This window comes from Vibrio sp. 03-59-1, from assembly GCF_013114135.1.
Classification (GTDB): Bacteria; Pseudomonadota; Gammaproteobacteria; order Enterobacterales; family Vibrionaceae; genus Vibrio; species Vibrio cortegadensis.
In genome coordinates this window covers 116,737-137,821 of record NZ_VTYA01000006.1, presented here as the reverse complement: position 1 = coordinate 137,821, position 21,085 = coordinate 116,737, and the positions used below count along the sequence as shown (strand labels likewise).

Sequence of the window (21,085 nt, the reverse complement as noted above, 5' to 3'; positions counted from 1 at the left end):
ATTTATAACTATCTACAGAACAGAACCCACAAGTTACATCACCAAATTTAGGATTATCCATGAGCATTTGGAAGAAACCCATCGATCTAGAACGGTTAAATGCAACGTCAAAAAATACCTTGATAGAGCATCTCAATATTATTTATACCGATTATACGGATAACAGCCTAAGTGCCTCGATGCCAGTTTGTTCTTTTACACACCAGCCATTAGGGATGTTACATGGTGGTGCATCGGTGGTGCTTGCTGAGACATTGGGTTCTCTCGCCGCGAACTTCTGCGTGGGTGATGATGCTTATTGCGTGGGGCTTGATATCAATGCTAATCATGTTCGTTCTATGAGAGAAGGTCATGTGATTGGTACTGCTACCCCGATTCACCTCGGAGTTTCAACGCAGGTATGGCAAATCAATATTACTGATGAGCGTGAACGATTAGTTTGTACGAGTCGCTTAACCATTGCAGTAAAGAAAATTCGAAACGAAGCTAAGAAATTAAGAAATTAAATATTGGGGCTTCGGTGACGGATGCCCAATAGCAACGAGTGTAGTGAATCATTAAATGGTTATAGAATTTAAAAGCGGAAAAATTATTGTGACCGCGCATGAGTTGGTTGTGCGTGTTATTGGCGAGCATATGCTGACGATGCAAGCTCAAACAGATGCTGTTCAGCTCATTGGCCGAGGTGCAAATGTTATTTCAGTTAACGGGGCTGAGTGTAAATGGTCAATTAAACTCGATAATGTAGAGCAACTGGAGCAACTCTCGGCAGAAATGGGGGTAGCAATACAATAATTTGCTTAATGGAAGATCTCATCACAGAATAGTCACGCAGATATATTGTAGCTTGGCTATTTTTGTATAAAATAAGGAAACGCGTATTGTTATTTTTATATGAGATTTCCTCTTTATGAGCAGCCCAAGACTCCGTGTCCAATTTGAAACGTTATTTGAACACTACAATGGTCAAGATGTTGGCATCCAGCTAGAGGATGTGACCGACGTTCTATGCTGTACTCGGCGTAACGCCCGTATCGTACTCAATAAACTAGCCGAAGAGGGCTGGATCGAATGGCACCCGGCAGCAGGGCGAGGAAAACTTTCTCAGCTGCTATTTAAGCGTAACCGAAATGATGTCAGTTTAAATTTAGCTCGGCGTTATTTAGAAGATGGAAAAATAGGCCAAGCATTAAACGTCCTAGATAGTGATGCTGGTAAGCTGACTCAAGTCATACAGAGCTATCTTGGCGTGCAGCATCAAGAAGGGCTGCAAGTTATACGACTTCCGTATTATCGCTCTCTTTCTATGTTGAACCCTCTAAAATCAATGCGTCGCTCAGAGCAACACATTTCACGTCAGGTTTTCAGTGGCTTAACTCGTTTAGATGAGTTTGAAAATGTTCAAGCTGATCTTGCCCACACTTGGCAATCACTCTCTCCGACGCATTGGCGTTTTTATATTCGCCCTGGTGTCCGTTTTCATAATGGTGATCCACTGCTGGTGGAGCATGTCGTAGAAAGCATTTGGGCACTACGGTTTATCAATCTCTTTTCTCATATCGATACCGTGTCATCGCCATCAAATTGGGTGGTGGATATTCACCTACAAAAACCCGATCACCACCTGCCTCTGCTGTTAAGTGAATCCGAAGCGAAAATATTGCTTCCTGAATCGATTAGAGATGATGACTTCGATCTCTTACCTATTGGGACAGGACCTTACAAAGTGGAAAAAAACACGGAAAAGCGTTTGATCTTAAGTGCTTTTGATGGCTATTTTGGATTTAGACCGCTGGTGGACCGAGTTGAAGTATGGGTAATTGAAGAGGCCTATTCATCTATGGTATTTCCGAGTTTAGCGCACCCAATCAAGTCACAACGTGGTGATTTTTCAGGAGATGTTGAGTTAGACCCAGGATGTACTTATCTTCTATTAAACCGTAAGGATGGGGCTGCTCGTACGCCTGAATGGGCCGATTACCTAAGTTGCAAATTAAATACGTTGCAAGTCTTTAAACAATTACCAGAAGACAAAATAACAGAACTTGGCATTTTACCCGCACATGGATTAAAACCGGGTTGGTATCATCATGGATTAGATCAGCGACAAGTGACGCCACCAGAGCCAAGAAACCTTACTATTGCTTACCATGCTCAGCATCCAGTTTTCCCTAGCATGGCAAAGGCAATCGAAAAAATCCTTAAAGAAGATGGGATTTCAATAGAATTTATTACTTATGACCTAACCGTTCCAGATACAAAGTTGGTTGATATATGGATCAAACCAATGGGAATTGGCACCAGTCGTGATGATGCATTAGCCGGATGGTTGCTCAATTACAGTGATATTGAATTTTTAAGTAAAGCGGATGACTTCAATCGTTGGAGTTCACTGATTGATACTTGGCGCGCGGATAAGACAACGCTTTTCCCTGCAAAAGAACTCGGAAAGCAACTGATTGAAAGTAGACAGATAATCCCAATGTTCCATTGTTGGTTGGGTGTAAGCCAAGATCATTGTGGATCTCTACAGAATGCTAAATGTAATGCGTTAGGTTGGTTTGACTTTAGCCAGGTTTGGGTTAAACCAGAGATAGACAACTCAACTGTTTATAGCGAAAGTGATGAATAATGGCAAAACCGAATAAAAAGCAGCCGACTAAAACCGTCGATATTTTCTGTGCCAAATGTCGCGCGAAGCTATTCAAATACCGAAAAGGTGGAAAGGGCGCATTAGTTAAATGTTTCAAAGAACGAATTGTAGAAGACTTTACAACATCACCATGTCATTGCCCTGAATGTGAAATGGAGTTTGCGCGAGATACGTTAGTTCGAGGAACGCCTGCTTTTAAAATGATCGGTGGGAAAGTGACCATGAAGTAAACTGAACTAATTCCAGACGTTTAATCAACTCTTAAAATTGCGCACTACTGTTCATTTAAACAGTAGTGCGTAAAAGGGCACTGATCTTAAGCTTAAGTACGTTTATTAAGCACTTAACGCTTGTTCTAAGTCTGCAATAATATCGTCGATGTGCTCGATACCGACAGATAAACGGATCATTTCAGGTTTCACGCCCGCTTCTTTCTGTTCTTGCTCACTCATTTGTCTGTGGGTGGTTGAGGCTGGGTGGCACGCTAACGATTTTGCATCCCCGATATTCACCAAGCGTTTGAATATTTGTAGTGCATCATAGAAGCGAACCCCTGCTTCATAACCATCTTTCAGCCCGAAGGATAGAATGGCAGAAGGTTTGCCCTTCATGTATTTTTGAGCAAGATGATGATGTTCTGAGTCTTCTAAACCTGCATAACTTACCCAACTCACTTTCTCATGCTGTTGTAAGTAATTCGCAACCTTCAATGCGTTCTCTGTGTGGCGTTCCATTCTCAAAGAGAGCGTTTCAAGCCCTTGAAGTAACATGAACGCATTCATTGGAGAGAGTGCGGCACCTGTATTTCTCAAAGGCACGGTACGAGCTCGCCCGATAAATGCAGCTTCGCCAAATGCTTCGGCATAAACTACACCGTGATAAGACGGCTCTGGTTGGTTAAAGACGGGGAAGCGTTCTTTGTGTTCCGCCCAAGGGAATTTACCGGAATCAACGATCATGCCGCCAAGCGTTGTACCGTGGCCACCAACGTATTTGGTCAGGGAGTGAACGACAATATCAGCACCGAATTCGATAGGTTTACAAAGCACAGGAGTTGCGACCGTATTATCAACGACAACGGGTACTCCTTGAGCGTGGGCAACATCAGCAATAGCTTGTAGATCAATAATATTACCAGCAGGGTTACCAATTGATTCGCAATATACGGCTTTAGTATTCTCATCTATTAGTTCTGCGATGCTTTCCGCTTGGTCATCTTTTGCAAAGCGAACTTCTACACCTTGGCTTGGTAGCATGTGCGCGAACAACGTGTAAGTGCCACCGTAAAGTTGCGGTGTAGAAACAATGTTATCCCCAGCTCTCGTTAACGTTTGAATCGCGTAGTTAATTGCTGCGCTTCCCGCACTTACCGCCAAACCTGCGATGCCGCCTTCTAATGCTGCCATTCGTTTTTCAAGCACGTCATTGGTCGGGTTCATGATGCGAGTATAAATATTCCCTGGAACTTCCAAATTAAACAGATCAGCACCATGTTGTGCACTATCAAATTCATAAGCGACGGTTTGATAAACAGGTACAGCTACAGATTTGGTGGTTGGATCGCTTTCATAACCATGGTGGATCGAGAGTGTTTCGTCTTTCATTGTTCATCCTTGAATTGAGAAATGGTTGCCCACCAGAATAGAACAATATTGAAACAAGAGTCACGCAGAGATTTAAACTTTTTTATAAGACGAAAAAAGGCGCACAGAAATGTACGCCAAATGGACAACTACAAAAAGGATAGGGGGTTATGAAATTTATAGCATTTTAAATGCCAGAGACTCATATGGTTGAAGTGACACTGTATCGTTTAGTCGGCTTGTATCTTCATAATTATAAATCAGACAGCTAACGTCTCGATTACTCAGTTCTGCTGGCAGGTCGAGATTAATTTGCTGATCACTAAAGTTGCTGATGACAAACAGAGTCTCGTTTTCATCTTTACGAAGATAAGCGAACACTTTGTCATGATCTTCATATATTGGCGTAAACTCGCCATAGACAATTACAGGATGCGCTTTACGAATTTGAATCAATTTTTGGTAGTGATAAAAAATTGAGTCGCTATCATTCAGTGCATTCTCTACATTAATCTCAGGGTAATTTGGGTTCAGCTCGATCCAAGGCGTTCCTTGAGTAAAGCCTGCGTTATCCGCATTAGACCAATGCATTGGCGTTCGTGCGTTGTCACGACTGTTTTCATGAATTGCGTCCATCATCGCTTCATGCGACACGCCGGATTCAGTTTTCACTTTATAGAAATTAAGCGTTTCGATGTCTTTATATTGATCAAGAGTCTCAAACGCTACGTTGGTCATGCCGATCTCTTCACCTTGATAGATGTAAGGTGTGCCTTTTAAAAAGTGCAGAGTGGTTGCGAGCATTTTTGCTGACTCCACTCGGAACTCTTTGTCGTTCCCGTATTTAGAGACCACTCGAGGCAGATCATGGTTGTTCCAAAATAGAGAGTTCCAACCCTGATCGGATAACTCTACTTGCCATTTGGTTAATACTTGCTTGAACTCTTTCAAGTCCAAATCAATTGGAGACCATTTTTCGCCATCTTTCCAAGTCAGGGTAATATGTTCAAATTGGAACACCATAGAGAGTTCTTCTCGCTCTGGCGCACTGTACATTTTGGCAATTTCGGGTGTTGCTCCCCAAGTTTCACCGACCGTGAGCAGATCTTTATCACCAAAAGTCTGTTGATTCATTTCTTGAAGCAGTGGGTGCAAACGTGGGCCATTGCCTGTGATGCCTTTATCGATCTCTTTACCAATTAAGTCGATAACATCTAAGCGGAAACCGCCGATGCCTTGGTCTATCCACCAATTCATCATCTTATGAACTTCTTGCTGAACTTTTGGGTTCTCCCAATTGAGATCAGGCTGACGTTTAGAGAATAGATGGAAGTAATATTGCTGTGTTGCTTCGTCCCATTCCCATGCACTTCCGCCGAAAATAGAACCTTGGTCATCTGGTGCGCTTCCATCTGCTTTTGCATCTCGCCAGATATAGTAATCACGGTATGGGTTGTCTTTTGACTTCTTCGCTTCAGTGAACCAAGGATGTTCATCTGAAGTATGATTAACAACGAGATCCATAACGACTTTGATATCACGATTTTTCGCTTCATCAAGTAGTTTTTTCATGTCATCCATAGTGCCGAACTCTTCGGCGATGGCTTGATAATCAGAAATATCATAGCCATTGTCGTCCATCGGTGAACGGTAGACAGGAGATAACCACAGAACATTGATACCAAGGTTTTGTAGGTAATCTAGTTTACTGATGATGCCTGGTAAATCACCAATTCCATCGTTGTTAGAATCGCAAAAGCTGCGTGGATAAATTTGATAAACAACGGCGTCATGCCACCATCTTTTGTCCATGGGAAATACCTTAATTATGTGCATTTTGATGAGGCTACTATAGAAAACAATCAGGCAAATTAAAAATAGGAAATTATTGCCTTGTTATAGAAATAAGCTATATCATGAGAAATTATAGACGTTACTTGTGTCAAACACGAATAGTGGCGAAATTACGTTCAACAAGAAATGTGATGTTGAGCAAATCGACCAACGGCTTAATGGTATAGAGAGGTGAAAATGAACAAGCCCTACCGCTATTTTTTGATGGTGGCACGTGAAGGAAACATTAAAGCGGCATCGGAAAAATTGCATATAAGCCAACCTTCACTTACTGCTGCAATTAAAAAGCTAGAATTAGATATCGGCGTTGATTTGTTCATTCGACGCTCAAAAGGGGTGGAGTTAACCAATTATGGCCGTTTATTTCAGGAGCATGTGCAAGAGCAGCAAGAGAAGCACGCTCACTTGATGCATAAGTTCACCGATATGCAGCAGCGCCATTTTGGTAAAATCAAATTAGGTACAGGTGAAGCTTGGTGGGAGCGATTTGTTCGATCTTCAGTTAAAACGTATCAAGATCAATCTCCGGGGTGTGCTTTTCATCTTGAATTTGGTAATAACCTTTCGCTGATTCATCATCTTGTTCAAGGTGATATTGATCTTTTTGTTGGTCATGAAGTGAATGGGTTGCATGAACGTTGCCGGGTTAATTTCCAACCTTTATTTCAGGAAAAAGAGGCGTTATATGTGCGCAAAGGGCATCCACTCCTCAGCTGTAATTTGAGTGTTACAGAACTTATTGAACGCCAGAAAGATTTTCCGCTTTTACGGGTTACTCCAGATCATGCGAGACACCATTCAGTACTGGCGGACCATTTAGCTCAGCACCAAATGATTCGTAAAGATGGTCAAGATAACCGATTAATTTACGATGTGGATGCAGTTCCTGCCAGCATTGATATGCTTAACATGACGGACGCTGTGATGCCTTACAGCAGTGAAATGCAACGTTGGATGGAGAGTAAAGGGATCGAAACGTTACTGGTCAATGAAGATCAAATCGGCAATGTCGGAATTTATACGAAACAGGGACATGATGATGAGAAAATTAGCCTTCTTATTGACTTAATAAAGCAAGATAGCTTGGAGAGAGGTGAAGGATGAACGCACAGGAATTTTGTATCGTGCTAACAACAACTAATCAAGAGGCGGAAACGAATCAAATAATTGAATCATTGCTCAGCCATCAACTTGCCGCTTGTATCCAGACCATGCCAATTCAAAGCCATTACGTATGGCAAGGGGAGGTATGTTCCGATAATGAGACGCTTCTTATCATTAAAACTAAAGCGTCTCTTTATAAACAAGTTGAGTCCATGATCAATGACTTACACAATTATGATGTTCCTCAGGTTGTGCAAGTCTCGATTGAAAATGGCTCGAATCCATATCTCGCTTGGTTGGATGAAACGACAAAATAGCGATTGTTTGCTCTTTATTGCTTATTGCTTATTGCTTACGATTCATCGTTCATTATTACGATGATAGCGGTTTGGTTGCCATTCGGCGTTGTATCACCATTAATATTAGTGATAATAGAGCGCCGGATGTATCACACAACATATCCTTTTGTGCGTCCCAGATATCGCCTTGAGAACCCAAAAATGCAATACCTTCTTCTCCACCAGCAAGCGCCGCATACCACCATTCAATAATTTCATATCCAGCCGCCACTGCCATCATGGCAAACAGACCAAATAACCCCGCTAATATAGGTTGGCATAGCTTTTTTCTAATCAAATATTCAGCAATTGGGTAGGCATAAAAACCAATTGAGAAGTGAGCGATACGATCGAAGTTGTTTCTTTCGGAGCCGATAAGTTGGTTAAACCAATCGAATGGAACTTCGGAAAAGGTATATTTTGCCCCGATGGTATGCAGTCCAAGCCAAATAAACATCAAAAAATAAGCGGTTCGGCTAAAAGTAAGCTTAGTTGATGCCCAGAAAATTACCCCGAGAATACCCAAAGCCGGGATGATTTCAGCGAACCAAACCGCTCGTGAATGGGGTGAATAGGCCGAAAAAATAAATATTACCGAATAGATAACCGTTAGATAGTAAAGTGCTTTATTTTTTAGAATGGATTGTGTGGGCATTGTTTATCCTGAATTGCTGAAGCTGGATTTATGATCTTATGCACATATAAAGCGTGCTTTCATGTATCGTGATATAATTTAAAACACTGTTCAATTGTATTTAATATTTCATTCAATCAGTATGTACGAATTATGTTTAAATTGTTCCTTTTCGCACACTATTTAATCTAACAATTCACATCATTTCATTAAAGTTTGATTTACATTGTTGTCACTCATAAAATCGACGGCTCAACCATATAACAAGAAAGTATAAAGTCATGAAATTGGAAACCGTTGATTACCTTGCTGATGATGCAGCAGAGCAATTTGTCAAATCACTACGTGAAACTGGATTTGGTGTACTGAAAAATCACCCGATCCCGAAAGAACTTGTTGAGTCAATTTATGAGAATTGGCAAACGTTCTTTAATTCAGAAGAAAAAAATAACTTTACCTTTAACCCTGCAACACAAGACGGCTACTTTCCACCGTCAGTATCTGAAGTGGCAAAGGGCCATACCGTTAAAGATATCAAAGAGTATTTCCATGTTTATCCTTGGGGACAAATACCGGAACAGCTAAAAGAGCAAATTTTAGATTACTACGCTCGTGCTAACGCGTTTGCGGAAGAGTTACTTGGCTGGGTAGAAGCTCATGCACCCAAAGAAGTACAAGAGAAGTTTTCCATTGCGCTTTCTGAAATGATCAATGGCAGTGATAAAACGTTGCTGCGTATTCTTCATTACCCACCAATGACAGGTGATGAAGAACCTGGTGCAATTCGCGCTGCCGCTCATGAAGACATCAATTTATTAACGGTACTTCCTGCGTCAAATGAGCCTGGACTACAAGTAAAAACTCAAGAGAATGAATGGCTTGATGTGCCGTGTGATTTCGGTAATTTGATCATTAACATTGGTGATATGCTGCAAGAAGCATCGGGTGGTTACTTCCCATCCACCACTCACCGTGTGATTAACCCATCAGGTGAACGCCAAGAGCATTCTCGAATTTCATTACCGCTTTTCTTACATCCTAAACCTGAAGTGGTTTTGTCTGAGCGTTACACAGCAGACAGTTATTTAATGGAACGCTTACGTGAATTAGGCGTGATTTAGTCAAAATATAAGTCGTATTCACATTTTAGTGGTGTGCGACAATCAAGTTAATTTCAATCGCTCAGTTAATGGGCGATTTTTTTGTCGTACAGTTCAAGAAGTCGAGTAACAATGTAATAGTTACTCGACAAATCGGCTCAATTGGATTTGAATTAAGCTGTGTATCGCCATTCTTTAAGAGCCTCATGCAAGAAAACCAAGAGATCAAAGCCACGTTTCAAACCTATATGGAAAACCCTCTGTTATGGCCCATGCTTGAAGAGCTGAAAAAACAGCCTTCGGGATGGAAAGTACATACGTTAGCATCTCACCTGAGTGAACTTGGTTATATTCCTGTTCTCGATGATAGTCCTGAGAAGGATTTGTTTAAAAAAAACTTTTTAATCATGAATGCACTTTATCAACTTCAAGAGACGCTCTACCCAGACAACTGGTTGCAAGTTGAAGCGATGAGTATTGAGTTGATGTCCGGTACGCAGTCACATTTACATGAGATTGATCTTAATGATCCTCTACGAGATTACTATACGCATTGGATAAACTATGAGGCTAACGAGGGAGAAGTGAAGCGGTTACTGAATGAGTTTTGGACTCGTTACCGCCAATCTGTCGGGAGTACTAACGGCTCAGATATGGACAGAGAAAAAGCGCTGCGCCTGTTTGAACTTTCACATGACTCTACTCAAATTCAAATTCGTAAAAAATGGCGTCGTCTTGCGTTGAAGTGGCATCCCGATAGAGAACACGGCAATGCTGAAAGGTTCAGGGTATTGTGTGAGGCATGGAATATATTACGTCACTAGAACGCGACCCTGTCACTTTGGCGGTGTAAAAGATAAAAAAAGAGTGATATGTGGTTTCAATCAACCGACATATCACTCTTTTTTATATCTTACAGAAGATAATTGACAGCAAAACTGGCGTTTAGCTTATTGCTATTTTGCTAAGAGCTAAGAGCTAAGAGCTAAGAGCTAAGAACCAAGAGCTTTAACAACAGGTTTGCTTAAGTTTTGTCTAAGCCGTTCGATATTTGTTTACTGGTTATCACTTGATTTAAATTGAGATTTGCGCATACGGTTTAGAGCGGCCATTACATCTAGTGTGCGTGGCTTTGCTAAATCACCAACATTAGGCATAGTTTGGTGCCAATCATCAGAGAGAAGTCGATTGATCTCTTGAGATGGGTTCTCTTGCCAGCCAGCATGTTGAGCCATTTGGAACCAAGTCCAACCGATAGCATTGACTTCAGAGCTTGACTCTAACTGCTCCAACGCACTCAAATCAGTAAACTCTTTACCAAAACGTAAAGAGTCTTTTCCTTTTGCGGTTACGCGGAACTTACCATCAACAAGGATGTTCATCAGAGCATTACAAAACAAGCTACGAGGTTGGAACGCTTCTAGTGAAGTTTCACACTCATTGTTTCTTTGAGATGGGTGCTGCTCGATGACTTTTTTCGCTTTTTCAGTGACATCTACCGCTTGGTAATCATGCATTTGAATCACAGTATCAGCCACATCGAGATAATCACCTGAACCGCCCATAACCACCATGGTTGAAATATTCAGCTCATCTCGTAATTGACCAATACGATCAACTAACGGAGTGATTGGCTCATCTCCTTTGCTTACCAATGCTTGCATACGTTCATCACGGATCATAAAGTTCGTTGCTGACGTATCTTCATCAATCAGTAAAGACGTTGCACCTGCTTCGATAGATTCTTGTAACCAAGCGGCTTGAGAGGTTGACCCTGAAGCATCTTGAGTCGTGAAATCAGCAGTGTCTTTACCCATAGGTAAGTGGTTAATGTAATTAGATAAATTAAGGTGGTGGACACAGCGACCGTCTTCAGCACGAATCTTCATTGCATTACGATCTGTAACGATACCTTCACGACCGTCACCAGGAATATGGTTGTAGATTGAACGCTCAATCGCATTCAATAGTGTTGATTTACCATGAAAGCCACCACCAACAATAAGCGTGATACCTGTAGGAATACCAAGGCCTTTAACGTCACCTTTATTAGGTGTGTTTAATGTAACTTCAAGAGAAGAAGGGGCAACAAAAGCAACCGCATCTTTCATTGGAAAATCACAATTACCCGCAGTACGTGGCAGAACGCTACCGTTTGCAACGAAGGCTGCCAGTTGCTTGCCTGCTAACTGGCTACGCATTGACTCTTGATCCTCAGCACATTCACAATGCTTGATCATAGCCTCAAGATTAAGCTCTCTTTCGATCGTTGAACGACGAATAAATTTTGGCAAGTAGAACGTAATAATGTTGCTCGCTTTCTTAGCCAGAATGCTTCGACCATCAGCGGGTAAGTTGATGCGGAATCGAATATCAATTCCTTCTTCTGTAAACACAACAGAAGTACTATCAAGAATCGTTTGTCCCGTTAAGGCAATAGAGATGCTGCTTTCTTGCTTGGCAAATTCCGCAAAGCTACGAGCAATAAAATCACGAGCTGCGATTTGATAAGCCGCTGATTTTTCCGTTAACCAACCTAAACCTGTTAAAGACCATGCTCTTGTCGCTCGAAAGCGAGAAGCCGAAGCAAACGGGTCGCCTTGGATATGATCGATATGAAGCTGGAAATCACCAAAGTCATACTGACCTTTGATCTGTTGATATGCACGATAGTTCTGTTTTTCAAGCTTTTTCAGCTTAGCAGTCAACTGATCCATAACGAAATTTGCCTATTAAAAAAGATAAAGGCGGCGATTATAGAAACCGCCACCTTAGGAGTAAAGGGAAACTGCATCAAATTAGTTATTGATACGTAAATTGAGTAGAGCCGATATAGTTTTGATTAATCAATCCTTGCTCGAAATCTTGGCAAGTCATTGGTTTTCCATAGAAATACCCCTGACCAATGTCACAGCCTTCATCAATGATGAAATTCTCATGTTCTTGCGTTTCTACCCCTTCAATAATCACTTTTAAATCCAATTTCTTAGCGATTTGAACAATTGAACGAACAATCTCTTCATCATCAACACTTTTATCGATTTGCTGAACAAAACTCTTGTCTATTTTTATGCAGTCGAACGGGAATTTTTTAAGGTACGCAAAAGAAGCATACCCAGTACCGAAATCATCTAAAGAGAGGGTAATACCCAGATCGTGTAAATTTTGAAGTGTATTTCGTGCGACGGCTTCATCGGCAATCAAACCGCTTTCTGTCACTTCTAGTTCTAAGTAACTAGGGGGAAGGTGATAAGTTTCCAGTAAGTGTTGTACCTGGTCGGCAAAGTGCACATTTTTTAGCTGAATAGCTGATACATTAACCGCCATCTTAAAGTGGTCAACATAATCTGACCACTCCCGTGCTTTTTCAATCGCCGCTCGTAAAACAAAATTGCCGACCTCGAAGATTAAGCCATTTTGCTCTGCCATGTGAATAAGAGTTTCATTAGAAATATCCCCAAGAACCGGATGACGCCAGCGTAAAAGTGCTTCTGCTCCTGTCCATTTATGAGAAGTAGGGCATACCTTAGGTTGGAAGTACAACATCAGGTCATCATTTCTGACTGCTTGTAACAGGTAGCTTTCAAGTTGATTAATATGAGATTGACTATCGGACAGTGATTGAGAGAAAAATCGGTATTTGTTGCCTGAATCTTTACATGCGATCATCGCTTCGTTGGCGTGTTTCAAAACATCACTTGCGATTTGTCCATCTTTGCCAGTGGCAATACCAATAAAAGCATGTAAGTGGATTTTATCGTTTTCAATAAAGAACTCGGAATGCCCAACCTCAATTAGCTTATGGCACAAAAGCTCCAAATGCGTGGAGATATCGTTGGCTCTTATTGCGATAGCAAGGTCGATTGATGTTGGTCTCGCGGTGATTGTTTCTATAAGGTCGATTCCACCAATATGATCACGATAGCGTTTTAATACCTCGTCGAAGGCATGGTAGCCATACTTGGCTTGAATACGCCGCCCATTAGTAAAACCAATATGTATCACTGCAATCTCAGAGGTGTTCCCAACTCGATTTTTCATCAACTTATCAAGTTCAGTTTCAAAAGCGTTTCTGTTTAAGAATCCGGTGCCAGAGTCATGGCTTTTTTGGTATGAGATCTGTTGTTCAGCGGCTTTACGCTTATCGATTTCTTGATTAAGTGAGTAGTTTAGACTGGCTAAGTCCTTTGTTCTGGTTTTTACTCGGTATTTGAGTTCATCATTGAGACAAAGTAGTTTCGCATGTTGATAGAGTGTTGTGAGTTGCGATTCGATAGAAATTCGAAAGCTTTCTAACAATTCACGATACATAGGAGAGTAATGATTTTCTTTGCTGTCTAAAACACAGATGGTGCCGAAAGCATCGCCATTTGGCCAGTTCAATGGGATCCCGCAATACGAAATCATACCGAGGGCAATATCAGGGTTTGATTTCCATTTATCATCTTTAAGGGCGTTGGGCACAAGCAGTTCTGAATTTGAATTAATGACGGTTTCACAATAGAGCCCCTTACCCAGTGACTCGCTATCACCAGTTAAGTAAGGGTTTTCGGGAGAGTTGCTTCGACAGAACACTTCAATGTGCTTAGGATGAACTCGCATGATCAGCGCCGAAGGTACAGAGATAATTTCGGCTAATAAATCCACAATATTCTGCCAGCCAAGCTGCATGTTCTCAGGAATTGACAACTCTTGCGTATTGATTCTTGTCATATCGTTATGGATATCCTTATTGTTATGTATTGCAAACCCTTCCTAGGCTTGATGATATTCATCATATATTGATAATCTGAACAATATACCCTAAGTATACGAAGGGTTATTCAATGTAACAAAAAAAAGTCCCAAATAAATATTGGGACCTTAACCATTTGATATTGTCTTAAAAATAAGAAGACATTATAAATTAACACCTTAAGATATATGTTAAGGCTCTAGCAGTTCAAGATCTCCCATCGAAATCGGTTTGGAATAATCTATATTGGCAAAGGAAAAGCCGTTAAGTTGCATGAATTCATGTTTAAATCCACGATAATCCCCAATCTCGGCAAAGTTAGTCTCATTCATTTTTGACAATAATTGTGAAACTTCATGCTGTGTTTCAGGATCAAGCTCTTTGTCATCCATTCTTAACAGACGCTCACCATCTACAGGGACTTTATCTTGACCGAATAACTTACTTGAGAAAAGGCGTTGCATCTGTTCGATACAACCTTCGTGTGTCCCTTTTTCTTTCATTACTTGGTATAGAGCCAAAATGTATGGGCTTAACCCCGGAATGAAAACGCTCGCCTTTGTCACTAGAGCCTTACAAACCGTTGCGTAAGCACCACCATCAAAGTTAGCGAGTTTTAAATTCAGCGAATGGCTAGTTTGGTGTAAATCGATTTTGGCCCGGCCCAATGTTCCGTCGAGATAAATAGGGTGGGTGACTTCAGGGCCGATGTAAGAAAATGCGATAGTTTGGCAACCTTGAGCAATAGACTCGGTGTTGATCAAGGTGTCAATCCAACGCTCCCAATCCTCACCCCCCATGACTTTAACGGTGGCATCCGCTTCTTCTTCCGATGCCGCTTCAATTTCAGCTTCTATCCATTGGTCTGTTTCTAAATCAATCGATGAACCCGTGACATTGTCACCTATAGGTTTTATTGCAGAGCGCCAAAACTCACCATTATCTTTTGGTCTAACGCCAGCGGCTAAGCTGTAAATGACTAAATCTACTTCACCTTCAAAATATGTCTCTATCGCCTCGATCACTTGCTCTTGAACGGTATTTGAAAATGCATCACCGACAATATTAACGGCAACGCGGCCTTCATGTTCTGCTTGCTGCTTGAAGAATATATTGTTGTACCAACCAGCAGTACCAACGCCTTTCTCCGATGGTCCTCTTTCAAATGAGACACCAATTGTATCTGCTTTGCTTCCGCCAAAGGTTGCGGCAATACGAGAAGCTAAGCCAAAACCGGATGATGCGCCAATAATTAGAACACGTTTAGGGCCATCAACAATCTGTTCTGCATTTTTAACATATTGGATCTGCTGCTTGATGGATTCTTCACAGCCATACGGATGGGCTGACCGTGCAACAACCCCTTTAATTACTGGTTTGATGAGCATATTTTTATCCTAAATTCGCTAGCGTTTCCGACTCTATTTGTAGACTTTAAGCCGCGTTATGAATTCAGAATATCGTAAAGCTTTGTAAACTTTATTGAGCTAAACCAGTAAAATCTGGAATGTTAACTAATTCTTGCGCAACAAATCGAGCTATCCACGGCTGTGCGATCGGTTTCGGGTGAAGTCCGTCATTCATCATCCAAGAGGGTTGTTGAATCACATACTCAAGAAAAAATGGGAGTAGAGGGACGGATTGCTCTTCTGCTATTGCAGGGTAGATTTCGTAAAACGCTTTGCTATATCGCTTGCCATAGTTAGGTGGCACTTGAATCTGCATTAATGCAATATGAGCACCTGCATCTTTACTCATTTGAATCAATGATGTGAGGTTCTTTTTAATTAACTGAGGAGGAAATCCGCGTAAGCCGTCATTAGCACCTAGCTCAATAATGACCCAGTTAGGTTTATGTTGATTAAGTAACTCAGGCAAGCGAGCTAACCCATTACCTGTTGTATCACCAGAGATACTGCCGTTAATCACAGTAACCGGTTGGTTGTTGGTTAACGAAGCTTGCTTTTGTAGCTCGTTTGGAAGAAGGCTAGGCCAACTATCTTCAATCGCCATTTGATAGCCCGCACTTAAGCTATCCCCAAGTACAAGAAGAGTGTTACTTTGTGAATTAGAAGCAACAGCATTACTAGAAAGTAGAACAATTAAAAAAAAGGAAAATAGTCGAGTCATGCATACATCCATTATTAAAGCCAAATCTGTTTCAAAACTAGTCTCTACTAATCAAGAGCATTTAACAATATTAGATGACGTTAACCTTGAAATCTTAAGTGGCGAGTCTGTTGCGATTGTTGGTACCTCAGGGGCCGGTAAGTCCACTCTTATGACCCTGCTTGCGGGGCTAGACACGCCCACAGCTGGTGAAATCCATTTACTCGGTAAACCTTTATCCACGTTAACCGATGAAGCGAGAGCCGCAATCAGAAGCGAATCGATTGGGTTTGTGTTTCAGAGCTTTTTGTTGATCCCTAGTCTAACTGCATTAGGCAATGTCACTCTACCTTGTCTGCTAAAAGGAGAAGAGGAAGATACTGAGCGAGCATTGGCGCTATTAGCATCTGTTGGCCTGTCTGAGCGTGTCGACCACTTGCCTTCTCAATTATCGGGAGGAGAGCAGCAACGTGTCGCTTTAGCTCGCGCCTTTATGATTAAACCTAAGATCCTGTTTGCCGATGAACCTACAGGTAATTTGGACCAGCAAACCGCAGCGAAAGTGATTGAGTTACTGTTTGAGTTGAATCAGCAGCACGGGACGACGCTAGTTCTAGTGACTCACGATCTAGAATTATCAAAACGATGTGATAGAACACTTCATATGAAAAATGGTGTCCTTGAGGAGTTCAATCATGATCAAGGCTAAGGGAGCGAAGTTGAATCGTCGACTATTCTCTTGGAGTTCTGAGGAAATCCGTCATGGTCAGTTGTGGCCGATCTCTATTGCACTAACACTAATCATTGCGTGTATTTTTGCATTATCAGCTCTAGCAGAAAGAATGGAACAGGTAATCGTGAAGCAGGGCAAAGATGCGTTGACCGCAGATAGCGTCTTTGTTTCTGCAAATCCAATTCCAGACGTCCTGATTGCACAGAGTCTAGTTGAAGGTCTTGAAACTTCCGAGCTTACTCGATTTGCCACCATGGCATTCAGTGATAATGGGATGCAACTGATCACCGTCAAAGCCGTGGAAAGTAATTATCCATTGCTTGGTGAGCTGATTTTGGGAAGCCAAGCGGATCAACAAAATAAGGTGAAGCAAGGAGAACTTTGGTTAGATGAAAGAATTTTTGCACAGTTAAACGTATCAATCGGTGACAATGTCACGGTTGGTGACGCGGATTTTTTAGTCAGTGGTCGAATCGTACAAGAACCTGGGCTCAGTTTTAACCCGTTCCAACAGATGCCTACGGCACTAATCAATATGGACGACATCGAAAAGACAGGGGCAATTCAACTCGGAAGCCGGGTTCAACACCGACTATTTCTAGCGGGTGACAGTGATGCTATTTTGCGAATTCAAGAGAGTATTGAATTGACGCCCAGTGATCGATGGCGTGACCAAAATACAACAAGCCGAACTAACGAAGTATTTAATAGAACAAAGCAGTATTTATCATTAACGGTTGCGATTGTGATTATCATGGCCGCGACAACGCTTGTACTAACTTGTCAGCATTACGTTGCCAGTCGTAGACAAACAATTGCGATGTTAAAAAGCATTGGGGCAAGTCAAGGGTGGATCGCTCGTTGGCTCATTATCCAAGTTATTCTGTTATTAGTGATTGGCGTTGTTTTAGGATTAGCGATTGGTGTTGGCCTTGAAATGCTTCTTAGGATCCCACTCTCTGATCTACTGCCGACACCACTTCCAGAGTATGGCTACAAACCTGCATTGATCTCAGTGTTAGCAAGTGTTGCGATTGGCGTGCCTGCTCTTGGTATTCCGCTTCTCGGCTTGCTTAATACTTCCGCAATGAATGTTATGCAGCCTGATAATCAAGCCACAACAGATTATAAGCACTGGTTGTTGTTACTGGTTCCGGTTGTCCCTATGATCTTTGCTTATGGCTCCAATTCTCTGGTTTGGATTGTTATTGGTGGCATCTTTGTATTGTTTATCGTCCTTGCGCTGCTTAGCATCGGAATAACAAAGACGATGGTGAAATTACCGTTATCGACATCAATGAAGTTAGCGTTAAGCCGCATCAACCGCTCTTCAACCGCCAGTGGACTTCAGTTTGGAGCACTTGCACTGTCACTTATGCTTTTGTCAGTAATTTGGTTGGTTCGAACGGATCTACTTGCCGATTGGCAACAGACATTACCTGCAGATGCGCCGAATGCCTTCGCCCTAAACATTGCGCCATATGAGAAAGAGGCTTATCTTGCGGCACTTGATGAGCAACATATTGATCGCTCTCAAGCCTTTCCCATCATTCGGGGCAGACTTTCAGAAGTTAATGCAAAACCAGCGAAAAGCCAAAATGAAAACGAAGAAGAGACGGATGTTCTCAGCCGAGAATTGAACTTTACTTGGGGAGATCAATTACCTGTTTATAACGACGTGATTGCAGGGGAGTGGACGTCAACTAAAGGTGTTTCTGTCGAGTCTGAAGTGGCTGAAGATTTAGGCATACAGCTCGGTGATGAGCTTACTTTCGTCATAAATAGTCAGACGGTTATCGCGACAGTTAACTCTATTCGTGCGGTTGAGTGGCGAGTGATGAAGCCGAATTTCTATTTCATTTTCACTCCAGATCTTCTGCAATCTATTCCATCAACTTGGTTAGTCAGTTTTCGAGCAGAAGAGAGTGATCAGGCTCTGTTACAGCAACTATCTAGAGAGCATCCAACCGTGAGCCTTATGGATATAAGAATGATGGGAGAAAAGATACAGTCGCTTCTTACTCAAATCATCTGGTCCATTACCGTACTTGCTGGTTTAGGGGTGATTGCAGGCCTATTGTTAATATTTACTTTATTAAGGCTGAGCTTGTCTCAAAGACAGCAGGAAATCCGCTTGTATCGAACCTTAGGAGCGAGTAAAAAACGTATCACTCAAACTATTTGGAGTGAATATGGTTTGATGGCGCTCGTTGCAGGTCTCGTTGCCAGTTTGGGGGCTGAGTTGAGTGTGGCTAGTTTAATGAATTATGGATTTGAGCTGACACCTAAATTTCATCCATTATTGTGGATAGTTTTACCAGTTATCACTTTTATTACCCTTGCTGTGGTGGTTAATTCTCTTATTAAGCGCTTGTTAACCCCCGTAAATAAAGGGATCAGCTAACATTAATGAATAAGTTATCCCAGTTATCCACAAAAACGGTGGATAACATTTGGGATAACTTGAATTTGTAAATCTATCAATCCTCGCTAAGCCTCAATCTACAAGAGTTACACTCAATTTGCTTTCATTTATGGACTGAATTAATTAGGCTGGATAAATGAGTCAAGAAGAAATTTTAGTATTTTTGTTCTAGTAAATAATAATGAGAAACTAATCCCTTAATCAAAATGTGTTTTTATTCTTCTCGTTTACTCAGTAGAATACGCACTGCTCATAATCTGGTTGATTTTTACTGACCACAGCCTATAAATCATATAGTTAAGCTCATGATATTGAATACTAAGATTCACCCTAAGCGTAAAATTGCAATCATTGGAGGTGGAATTGCCGGCTCTACAGCAGCAATTCATTTGTCTGAGATGGGATTAGATGTCACTTTACTAGAGAAAGGCCCAAGCTTAGTAAATGGCCCACCAATATGTCACTTACATGCGGGTGGCAATTTGTATCGTGAGATATCTGAACAGCAGTGCCTTGAGTTACTTCGTCAATCAATTGAAACGGTTCGTCTTTATCCGCATTCGCTGAATATCCGACCAACCGTTATTGCAGTTCCTCATTCTGATAGTGGCGACCCTAATGAACTCCTGCCACGTTTGAAAAGTGTTGCAAATGCGTACCAATCACTCGTCGAGGAGAGTATTGATAATCAGGTTCTTGGCGATCCGAAAGATTATTATAAGCTTTACTCATTGTCGGATTTGCAGGAATTAGCCCTAAAAACCCAACCTAAACAGCCCCGATCGATCGATGACTGGGTCATTCCTTTCGCTCAATACACAGATTTAAGCGCTCTAAAGTATCCAGTTGTCGCGGTTCAAGAGTTTGGGATGAGTGTATTTCGTCTATCAGCAACAGCAAACATTGCACTAGAAAGAAACCCTAATTGCACTGTGATGACAGAAACGTCGCTGACTAACGCTCAATGGAACCAAGACCATTGGACGCTCTCTTATGAGCAAGTATCTGGTCACACTTCTACTTTTGAAGCGGATTTTCTGATCAATGCGAGCGGTTTTGAAACTGGAAAAATTGACGACTATTTAGGAAAGCAAAGAGATCGGTTAGTTGAATTCAAAGCAGCCTACGTAACTCATTGGCCAGATTGCAGTGATGAATGGCCAGAGGTTATATTCCACGGGCCAAGAGGTACACCACAGGGCATGGCCCAATTAACACCTTATGCTGATGGGTATTTCCAATTGCATGGTATGACAGAAGGGATCACTCTGTTTGAGGATGGGCTTGTGACCTCCGACTCATCATCATCTCAACCTCAACTACCAAAGCGTTTACTTAAAAAGATCAATTCCGGTTGGTCTAACGAGGTTATTCATCAGCGCTCTACAAGTGCGATAGAGCATATGAGTCAGTTTATACCTTCATATATGAGTTCAACGGTAGCTGGAAAACCGTTATTCGGAGCTCAACAAATTCCGGGAAGTGATCCGAGTTTACGTGCGGCGGACGTTTCGTTTGAAGGTGAAAGGTATGCCAGAATCGAGGTCGTAAAAGCGTCTTCAGCACTTGAAGCTGCACGTAAAATTTCGACATTCTGGTTTGATTCATTAGGATTTGAAGGCGATGAAACCTTACCGTCCAGTTACCCTGTCACTTGTGATTTATCTCGCCATGAGGTTGAAGAGAGGGCTCTGCAACTTGCAAAGGAACGTCATTACCCACAATCTTTAGCGAAAATATCAGGGGTTAAATCCCAAAATAGTTAAATATAATCAAATGGATAGTAAGCCATTTGCCTTTCTATCCATTATCTTAAC

The 21,085-nt window shown here is 41.7% G+C and carries 18 protein-coding genes; 11 read left to right on the top strand and 7 right to left on the bottom strand.

The genetic code is table 11. The features are described from left to right. Window positions 1-59 precede the first annotated feature (59 nt). The 4 genes from F0249_RS08005 to F0249_RS07990 all read left to right on the top strand — a co-directional run bounded on the left by F0249_RS08005 (window position 60) and on the right by F0249_RS07990 (window position 2,883). Complete coding sequence (locus F0249_RS08005; RefSeq protein ID WP_017051235.1) at window positions 60-506, top strand: hotdog fold thioesterase; 447 nt, start codon at window positions 60-62, stop codon at window positions 504-506. A 55-nt stretch (window positions 507-561) separates the two neighbouring features. Continuing rightward, a complete protein-coding gene (locus F0249_RS08000) occupies window positions 562-795 on the top strand; it encodes a DUF3389 domain-containing protein (protein ID WP_017051236.1) in 234 nt (77 codons plus the stop codon). Between the two features lie 115 nt (window positions 796-910). After that, window positions 911-2,632 (top strand): SgrR family transcriptional regulator, encoded by a 1,722-nt coding sequence (locus F0249_RS07995; RefSeq protein WP_171756333.1) that lies wholly within the window; start codon window positions 911-913, stop codon window positions 2,630-2,632. Then, window positions 2,632-2,883, top strand: a complete 252-nt coding sequence (locus tag F0249_RS07990; protein WP_017051238.1) for a hypothetical protein — start codon at window positions 2,632-2,634, stop codon at window positions 2,881-2,883. Before F0249_RS07995 ends, F0249_RS07990 begins: the two co-directional genes overlap by 1 nt. A gap of 105 nt (window positions 2,884-2,988) precedes the next feature. Here F0249_RS07990 and F0249_RS07985 read toward each other — a convergent pair whose 3' ends face one another. Beyond that, window positions 2,989-4,257, bottom strand: coding sequence for an O-acetylhomoserine aminocarboxypropyltransferase/cysteine synthase family protein (locus F0249_RS07985; protein WP_017051239.1), 1,269 nt, complete (start codon window positions 4,255-4,257; stop codon window positions 2,989-2,991). A 156-nt stretch (window positions 4,258-4,413) separates the two neighbouring features. Beyond that, the gene (locus F0249_RS07980) at window positions 4,414-6,048 is read right to left on the bottom strand and encodes an alpha-glucosidase (RefSeq protein ID WP_171756332.1); all 1,635 of its coding nucleotides are present in this window, start codon (window positions 6,046-6,048) and stop codon (window positions 4,414-4,416) included. A 219-nt stretch (window positions 6,049-6,267) separates the two neighbouring features. On the opposite strand from F0249_RS07980, the gene F0249_RS07975 reads away from it, so the two are divergent. Both F0249_RS07975 and cutA read left to right on the top strand, forming a co-directional pair. Then, complete coding sequence (locus tag F0249_RS07975) at window positions 6,268-7,194, top strand: LysR family transcriptional regulator (protein WP_171756331.1); 927 nt, start codon at window positions 6,268-6,270, stop codon at window positions 7,192-7,194. Next, window positions 7,191-7,511, top strand: coding sequence for a divalent-cation tolerance protein CutA (gene cutA / locus F0249_RS07970; protein WP_113798046.1), 321 nt, complete (start codon window positions 7,191-7,193; stop codon window positions 7,509-7,511). The genes F0249_RS07975 and cutA overlap by 4 nt, the downstream gene beginning before the upstream one ends. A gap of 55 nt (window positions 7,512-7,566) precedes the next feature. Here cutA and F0249_RS07965 read toward each other — a convergent pair whose 3' ends face one another. Then, window positions 7,567-8,187: a DUF2238 domain-containing protein gene (locus F0249_RS07965; RefSeq protein WP_017051243.1), complete on the bottom strand. Its 621-nt coding sequence runs from the start codon at window positions 8,185-8,187 to the stop codon at window positions 7,567-7,569. A 260-nt stretch (window positions 8,188-8,447) separates the two neighbouring features. Here F0249_RS07965 and F0249_RS07960 point away from each other — a divergent pair, with 260 nt between their 5' ends. Both F0249_RS07960 and F0249_RS07955 read left to right on the top strand, forming a co-directional pair. After that, window positions 8,448-9,287: an isopenicillin N synthase family oxygenase gene (locus F0249_RS07960; RefSeq protein ID WP_017051244.1), complete on the top strand. Its 840-nt coding sequence runs from the start codon at window positions 8,448-8,450 to the stop codon at window positions 9,285-9,287. Between the two features lie 185 nt (window positions 9,288-9,472). Further along, window positions 9,473-10,090: a DNA-J related domain-containing protein gene (locus F0249_RS07955; protein ID WP_171756330.1), complete on the top strand. Its 618-nt coding sequence runs from the start codon at window positions 9,473-9,475 to the stop codon at window positions 10,088-10,090. Between the two features lie 231 nt (window positions 10,091-10,321). Here F0249_RS07955 and F0249_RS07950 read toward each other — a convergent pair whose 3' ends face one another. From F0249_RS07950 to F0249_RS07935, 4 genes are all read right to left on the bottom strand, one after another. After that, entirely contained in the window at window positions 10,322-11,983 is a 1,662-nt protein-coding gene (locus F0249_RS07950; protein ID WP_171756329.1) for an ABC-ATPase domain-containing protein, read from the bottom strand. An 85-nt stretch (window positions 11,984-12,068) separates the two neighbouring features. Further along, window positions 12,069-13,979, bottom strand: a complete 1,911-nt coding sequence (locus F0249_RS07945; protein WP_171756328.1) for an EAL domain-containing protein — start codon at window positions 13,977-13,979, stop codon at window positions 12,069-12,071. 213 nt (window positions 13,980-14,192) lie between these two features. Then, window positions 14,193-15,389, bottom strand: coding sequence for an enoyl-ACP reductase FabV (fabV, locus tag F0249_RS07940; protein ID WP_171756327.1), 1,197 nt, complete (start codon window positions 15,387-15,389; stop codon window positions 14,193-14,195). 91 nt (window positions 15,390-15,480) lie between these two features. Continuing rightward, on the bottom strand, window positions 15,481-16,131 hold the full coding sequence (locus F0249_RS07935; protein WP_171756326.1) for an arylesterase: 651 nt from the start codon (window positions 16,129-16,131) through the stop codon (window positions 15,481-15,483). On the opposite strand from F0249_RS07935, the gene F0249_RS07930 reads away from it, so the two are divergent. The 3 genes from F0249_RS07930 to F0249_RS07920 all read left to right on the top strand — a co-directional run bounded on the left by F0249_RS07930 (window position 16,130) and on the right by F0249_RS07920 (window position 21,034). Further along, window positions 16,130-16,819, top strand: a complete 690-nt coding sequence (locus tag F0249_RS07930) for an ABC transporter ATP-binding protein (protein WP_171756325.1) — start codon at window positions 16,130-16,132, stop codon at window positions 16,817-16,819. The genes F0249_RS07935 and F0249_RS07930 overlap by 2 nt on opposite strands. After that, window positions 16,806-19,247 (top strand): ABC transporter permease, encoded by a 2,442-nt coding sequence (locus F0249_RS07925; protein ID WP_171756324.1) that lies wholly within the window; start codon window positions 16,806-16,808, stop codon window positions 19,245-19,247. The genes F0249_RS07930 and F0249_RS07925 overlap by 14 nt, the downstream gene beginning before the upstream one ends. Before the next feature lie 326 nt (window positions 19,248-19,573). Continuing rightward, window positions 19,574-21,034 (top strand): FAD-dependent oxidoreductase, encoded by a 1,461-nt coding sequence (locus F0249_RS07920; RefSeq protein ID WP_171756323.1) that lies wholly within the window; start codon window positions 19,574-19,576, stop codon window positions 21,032-21,034. Window positions 21,035-21,085: the final 51 nt, after the last annotated feature.